We start from the raw sequence: 6,195 nt of genomic DNA, 5'->3' as shown, positions 1-6,195 counted from the left end.
GCCCTTTCCGCGTTTCCCGGGTCTTCCCGGCCTCCGGGTTTCCGGGTTTTCTGGCGGGGCTCTGGACGTTCGTTCGTCCGGGGCCCCGCTTTTTTGCGTGCCCGCTTCCCGTGCCCGCGTTCTGCGGGACTGACGTTGTGCGGGGCTGACGTGTCATGCGGCAAAAGGCGGCGAGGCCAGCCGGTGCGCTTGTCACGTCAAGCTTCGTCGGGCCGGTACATCCGTCGACTGGCGGAGTGGCCGGCCCGGTGGCGGTCGAGGCGAAGAGGTGAGACGGCCCCGGTGGCCGAGCCGTCGCCGTACTTTCCCATCTGGATGTTGACACCTGAGCACGGGGGGCATAGGAGGCCTGAGCGGTTGCTAGGCTGGAGGTGCCGGGCCACCCCACCGCGGGTGGCCTTCGTCGCGCTGGACCACGATAGGGCGGGGCAGCGATATCGAACGGGGCGCATCCCGTGGCCGAAGACCGCCCGTACAGCGATCGCCCATCCACAGACGAAGAGGGCGCGCTCGCCGGTGAGCAAATGAATGGACCAGAAGTGAACAGTGATAACGGGCGTGACGGCACGGGCCGGCGCGGAGAAGGCGAGAACCGCGGGTTCGGCGGTCGAGAGGGCGGCCGAGGGGGCCGCGAGTGGGGACGTTCAGGCGACGGTCCCCGGTATGGTGAGCGCCGCGAAGGGCGTGGAGGCGGTTCCTACGGCTCCCGGGAGCGGAGTGAGCGCCCCGGTGGTTACCGCGAGGACCGTGGTGAGCGTCGTCCGTTCAATCGCGAGGATCGCCCCGGTCAGGGTCGTGACGATCGTGGTGAGCGTCGGACGTACGGTGATCGTGACCAGGCGCGTAGCCGGTACGGTTCCCGGGATCGGGACGAGCGCCCCGGCTACGGCCGTGGTGAGCGTCGTCCGTTCAACCGTGACGACCGCCCCGGCCAGGGCCGCGAGGACCGTGGTGAGCGTCGTCCGTTCAACCGCGATGACCGCCCCGGCCAGGGTCGTGACGATCGTGGTGAGCGTCGTCCGTTCAATCGTGATGACCGTCCGGGTTATGGCCGCGAGGAGCGCGGTGAGCGTCGGACGTACGGTGATCGTGACCAGGCGCGTAGCCGGTACGGTTCCCGGGATCGGGACGAGCGCCCCGGCTACGACCGCGGTGAGCGTCGTCCGTTCAACCGCGACGACCGCCCCGGCCAGAGCCGTGACGACCGTGGTGAGCGCCGCTCCTACGGCGACCGCGACGACCGTCCCCGCTACGGCCGTGACGATCGTGGTGAGCGTCGTCCGTTCAACCGCGACGACCGTCCTCGCGGTGGTTACCGCGAGGACCGTGGTGAGCGTCGTCCGTTCAATCGTGATGACCGTCCGGGTTATGGTCGTGACGATCGTGGTGAGCGTCGGACGTACGGTGATCGTGACCAGGCGCGTAGCCGGTACGGTTCCCGGGATCGGGACGAGCGCCCCGGTTACGGCCGTGGTGAGCGTCGTCCGTTCAACCGTGACGACCGCCCCGGCCAGGGCCGCGAGGACCGTGGTGAGCGTCGTCCGTTCAATCGCGAGGATCGCCCCGGTCAGGGTCGTGACGATCGTGGTGAGCGTCGGACGTACGGTGATCGTGACCAGGCGCGTAGCCGGTACGGTTCCCGGGATCGGGACGAGCGCCCCGGCTACGGCCGTGGTGAGCGTCGTCCGTTCAACCGTGACGACCGCCCCGGCCAGGGCCGTGACGACCGTGGTGAGCGCCGCTCCTACGGCGACCGCGACGACCGTCCCCGCTATGGTCGCGACGACCGCGGGGCACGCCCCTTCGGTGATCGTGACGGGGGGTTCCGCGCCGAGGGCGGCGGCTCCCGTACGCGTTACGGTCGTGATGACCGGCCCGGGGAGCGCGAGGAATCCGGGAGCCGGACGCGGGAGGAGCTGCCCCCGCTCGCTCCCGACATCACGGCGGACGAGCTCGACAAGGACGTCAGGGACGAGCTGCGCTCTCTTCCGCTCGATCTCGCAGACCTGGTCTCCCGCCACCTGGTGGCGGCCGGCAGGGCGCTTGAGGAGGACGAGCCCGAGCGTGCCTACGAGCACACCAAGGTGGCCCGTCGTTTCGCCGCCCGCATCGGCGTGGTCCGCGAGGCCGTGGGCATCGCGGCCTACCGTTCCGGGCACTTCGCCGAGGCGCTCAGCGACCTGCGCGCGGCGCGCCGTATGACCGGCTCCGACGCCTACCTTCCGGTCATGGCCGACTGCGAGCGCGGTCTCGGCCGCCCTGAGCGCGCTCTCGACCTGGTCCGGTCCCAGGAGGCCGAGCGTCTCGACCGGGTCGGCAAGATCGAACTCGCCATCGTGGAGTCGGGTGCCCGCCGGGACCTCGGCCAGAACGACGCCGCGGTCATCACTCTCCAGCGCCTCCCGGAGCTGCGCGACACGCGTCCGCACCCGTGGTCGGCGCGTCTCGCCTTCGCCTACGCCGATGCCTTGGCCGAGGCGGGGCACGAGGAGCCGGCCGTCGAGTGGTTCGGCCGCGCGATGGCATTCGATGAGGACGGCGAGACCGACGCCGCCGAGCGGTACGCGCAGCTGACGGGCACTGTCATCGAGGACCTGGAGGACGACGAGGACTTCGACGAGGTCGAGGTCGACGACGCCGCCACACTCGACGCCCAGCTTGAGGACGAGGCGGACCTCGACGAGGACGGGCCGGACTTCGGCGATGTGCCGGAGGAGGCGCCTGCCGCCGAAGAAGAGGCGCCTGCTGAGGCCGCGGGCGAGGCCGTACTCGGCGACGAGGCCGGTGGGACCGAGGCTGACGAGGCGGACAAGGCCGGGACCGAGGGGACCGAGGCCGGCGATGAGGCGGCCGGGGCCGCCGATGCCGACGCCGACGCCGATGCCGACGCCGATGCCGCGAAGACCGCGGCGAAGGTCGAGGCCGGCGTGGGCCCGGCTTTCATCGAGCCGGACTTCGGCGATGTCCTCGGCGACCCGAACGAGGATGAGGACGAGGACGAGGACAAGGACAAGAAGAAGTAGCGGTTCCACGCCGCCTCGGGCGGGCCGGAGGGCTCACCCGAGGCGGTACGGAACCGGGCCGGAGAACGCCGGAGGTCACCGGCTCGACCCGAGGCGGCACCGGCTCAGGGCTGGACCCGGTTCAGCCAGTGAAGGATTCCGGCCACGTTGGACGGGGCGCCGCTGAGCAGCTCGAACTGCTCGGCCGTCCCGTCGTCGTCCTTCAGGGCCGCGTACCGCTCCCGGGTGCGCTCCCTGACCATGGCCACCGCGTGGTCCAGGTCCATGCCCTCGGAGTGGGCCCGGCGGGTCAGGTCCACCCAGACGCGCAGTTCCTCCGCCGAACGCTCCAGTGTCTCGGCCACGTTCGCGACCGGTCCGTAATGGCTGAACAGGAGCCGCTGGGGGGCCAGCGACTCGAACAACGCGATCGAGCCGAGCGCGGTCTGCAGGTCGAAGTCCGGGGGCGGGGTCGCCGGCCGCAGGTCTCCCGTCTGCGGGAGGTAGACACCGGCGGCGTCGCCGACGTAGAGATCCCCCGTGCCGGAGTCGATCAGGCCCACGTGGTGCTTGGCGTGGCCCGGAGAGTAGTGGCTGCTCAGTGTGCGGCCGTTGCCCAGGTCGATGGTCCCCGTGTCGCCGAGGGCACGGATGCGCGACGACTCGGTGGGGGAGAGCTCCCCGAAGAGGGTGTCCAGTTTGTCGCCCCAGACCATCCGGGCGCTGGACATGAGCCGAGAGGGGTCGGCCAGATGCCGGGCGCCTTTCTCATGGACCACGATCTCGGCTTCCGGGTAGAAGCGGGCGATGTCGCCGACCCCGCCCGCGTGGTCCAGGTGGATGTGTGTCACGACCACCGTCGCGAGGTCCGCGGGACCCACGCCCAAGGAGGTGAGGGCGTCGCGCACGATCGGGGCGGAGGTGGACGTGCCCGTCTCGACCAGGCAGGGACGGTCTCCCAGGATCAGGTATCCCGCTGTGATGCCGGAGTATCCGGCCATTCTCGTGTCGATCTCATAGACCTCGCCGCCGAGAGCGGTGATGTTGTCCACAGGTCACCTCAGAACTGGAACCGGCTTCCCCAGAACGGCGTTCGGCCGTTCCGGCACAGCTCACATCGTAAAGAGTCGTCTCCGATCGGCAGAGGCAGAGATCGGAGGAAGATTCGATGGATCGCAACGAGGTCGTCCTGGTGGGCCGCCTGCCCGAGGCGGCGAGCGTCAGGAAACTGCGGAGCGGAAGCGCGCTCACCAGGTGGCGGTTGATCGTCCGCCGGCAGCAGCGGGATAGGCGGACCCAGGTGGACACCATCCCCTGCGCGTCGTTCGTCCCGGAAGTGGCCCTGGCCGCCGCCGGATGGCTTCCCGGTGACATGGTCGAGGTGACGGGTTCGCTTCGCCGCCGCTGGTGGGGCGATGACGGATCCAAGGCGTCGGGTTACGAGGTGGAGGTTCACTCGGCGAGGCACCTCGGCCCCGCTCCCGGGGCCGCACCCGCCGGTGACCGGGGCGGGGAGAGGGCGGCCGCGGCCGTCGTACGGTCTCCCGGGTCCACGCCCGCCCGGAGTTCCGCGCCGGGATCGCCGGTGCGGCCCGGGCGGGCGCGTTCACCGCTGCGGGCCGGAGCCGTCCCGTCTTGTGAGAGCCGCGGCGGCGGGTCACCGGCCGGGAGAGACGAGGCCGGGGCGGGGCAGACGCCATGAGCACCGCGGACCACGTCGTTGGAACGGCGGGCGATCCTGGGCGGATCGGCTCGCCGCCGTGGTCATCATGCCGCCGCCCGGCCTTCGGCGCCCTGCGGCGGTCAGTCGAGGTCGAACATCCGCAGGACCAGACCCGTGCGGGGCTTGGGGCCGAAAGAGGTGGACTTGCGCGGCACCCGTTCCCGGTGGGACGCGACGGCGAGCACGTCGTCGATCTCCAGGGGGTTCATGAGCACGGCGGTCCCCCCCGACTCCCGGGCGAGCCGTACCGCGGCCTCCGCGTCGTGGTGCACGACCCGCACGGACCGCTCGTCGTCGGGCATCCCCCAGATCTCGGGGAGCAGGAACTCGACGAGGACCGACGTGTTCAGGGCCCTCCACCGGGCCGACCGGGCAGCGGGCATGGCCCGCTCCAGCCGTTCCCGGCCGGGATCGGTGAGGAGGTGAGCGGCGCCCCCGGCCGACAGCAGGTAGGCCGGCTCCGCCGCGGCCGCCAGCGCGGCGAGCCCCTCGCCGAGGGATCCGTACTCCCGGATCCTCCACGCCTCCCCGGCCCGGGCGAGCGCCTCGTCGAGCGGCAGTCCCGGGATCACCCGGTGGATGGCCTTGAGATCGGGCGGGTAGGCGGTGGAGTCCACCAGGAGCGCCAGACCGAAGTCCCGGGCGCCCGGTTTCGGCGGCCGCCCCGGCGCGGCGGCTTCGGCCGCGGCGTGGTGCTCCCGCTGGAGGGCGAGATACGTGGCGTAGCGGTGGTGCCCGTCGGCGATCAGCGCCCTGCGGGGACGCAGATCCTCATTGAGCAGGGCGATCTCGTCGAGGGCGGTGATGGCCCAGAGCCGGTGCCGCACCATGTCGTCGGTCGTCGCCTCGACCAGGGGCGCCCGTGAGGCGGCGATCTCGTCCACGAGCCTGGTGGCCGCCCCGCCGTCGCCGTCGTAGAGCAGGAAGATGGGCTCAAGGTTGGCCTCGGTCGTGCGCATCAGGGCCAGGCGGTCGGCGACGGGCCCCGGCATGACGTCCTCGTGCGGCAGGATGATCTGCTCCTCGGGGCCGGCCAGGCCCACATCCCCGATGAGCCCCCGCTGCAGGACCCCGGGGCCGATCTGCTCGTAGACGTACACGGCGGGTGACTCGTCGGCCACCAGCACGCCCGAGGAGAGCCAGGTTCGAAGGGTTTCGCGGGCTTCGGCGTAGCGGTGGCGGTCGCGGCCGGGAAGGATGAGCCGCACCACGTTGTTGGGGTGTGTGTCGAGCAGGTCCCGTGCGCCGACCTCGGTGATGAGGTCATAGGGCGGAGAGATCACCTCGGCCAGATCGGCGACCGCGAATCGCACGCCGCGAAACGGGCGTAGCACCAGCCCGCCGGGCACCGGCAGTTCAGGATTCGCCATAGAGGGCATGTTGTCATAAAGGTCTGTAAGGCTCGTGGTCCGTCTTGAGGGCGCGGTGGTGCCCGGGTTGTCAGGGAATCGGTCAGATATGTCATCTGTC

At 71.1% G+C, this 6,195-nt stretch carries 5 protein-coding genes; 2 read left to right on the top strand and 3 right to left on the bottom strand.

All coding sequences use genetic code 11. The annotated features are described in order from the left end of the window. Positions 1–644: 644 nt before the first annotated feature. Positions 645–2,078 (bottom strand): hypothetical protein, encoded by a 1,434-nt coding sequence (locus IEZ10_RS39225; protein ID WP_229811673.1) that lies wholly within the window; start codon positions 2,076–2,078, stop codon positions 645–647. Between IEZ10_RS39225 and IEZ10_RS26640 the strand changes: the two genes are divergently transcribed. Beyond that, positions 2,025–3,023: a hypothetical protein gene (locus IEZ10_RS26640; protein ID WP_229811672.1), complete on the top strand. Its 999-nt coding sequence runs from the start codon at positions 2,025–2,027 to the stop codon at positions 3,021–3,023. The genes IEZ10_RS39225 and IEZ10_RS26640 overlap by 54 nt on opposite strands. Positions 3,024–3,127: 104 nt before the next feature. On the opposite strand, the gene IEZ10_RS26635 is transcribed toward IEZ10_RS26640, so the two are convergent. After that, the gene (locus tag IEZ10_RS26635; protein ID WP_189249243.1) at positions 3,128–4,054 is read right to left on the bottom strand and encodes an MBL fold metallo-hydrolase; all 927 of its coding nucleotides are present in this window, start codon (positions 4,052–4,054) and stop codon (positions 3,128–3,130) included. A 116-nt stretch (positions 4,055–4,170) separates the two neighbouring features. On the opposite strand from IEZ10_RS26635, the gene IEZ10_RS26630 reads away from it, so the two are divergent. After that, the gene (locus IEZ10_RS26630) at positions 4,171–4,704 is read left to right on the top strand and encodes a single-stranded DNA-binding protein (protein ID WP_189249242.1); all 534 of its coding nucleotides are present in this window, start codon (positions 4,171–4,173) and stop codon (positions 4,702–4,704) included. Positions 4,705–4,805: 101 nt separating this feature from the next. Here the strand turns inward: IEZ10_RS26630 and IEZ10_RS26625 are convergent, their stop codons facing one another. Then, a complete protein-coding gene (locus IEZ10_RS26625) occupies positions 4,806–6,095 on the bottom strand; it encodes a DUF1015 family protein (RefSeq protein WP_229811664.1) in 1,290 nt (429 codons plus the stop codon). Positions 6,096–6,195 lie beyond the last annotated feature (100 nt).

The organism is Streptosporangium pseudovulgare, from assembly GCF_014648055.1.
Taxonomy (GTDB): Bacteria; Actinomycetota; Actinomycetes; order Streptosporangiales; family Streptosporangiaceae; genus Streptosporangium; species Streptosporangium pseudovulgare.
The sequence above is the reverse complement of the archived record's forward strand: the minus strand, read 5'-3'. Positions and strand labels throughout refer to the sequence as shown.

Excerpts from the sequence above, each read along its gene's own strand:
- IEZ10_RS26630 (WP_189249242.1), top strand. The coding sequence starts at position 4,171 with ATGGATCGCAACGAGGTCGTCCTGGTGGGCCGCCTGCCCGAGGCGGCG.
- IEZ10_RS26625 (WP_229811664.1), bottom strand. The coding sequence starts at position 6,095 with ATGGCGAATCCTGAACTGCCGGTGCCCGGCGGGCTGGTGCTACGCCCG.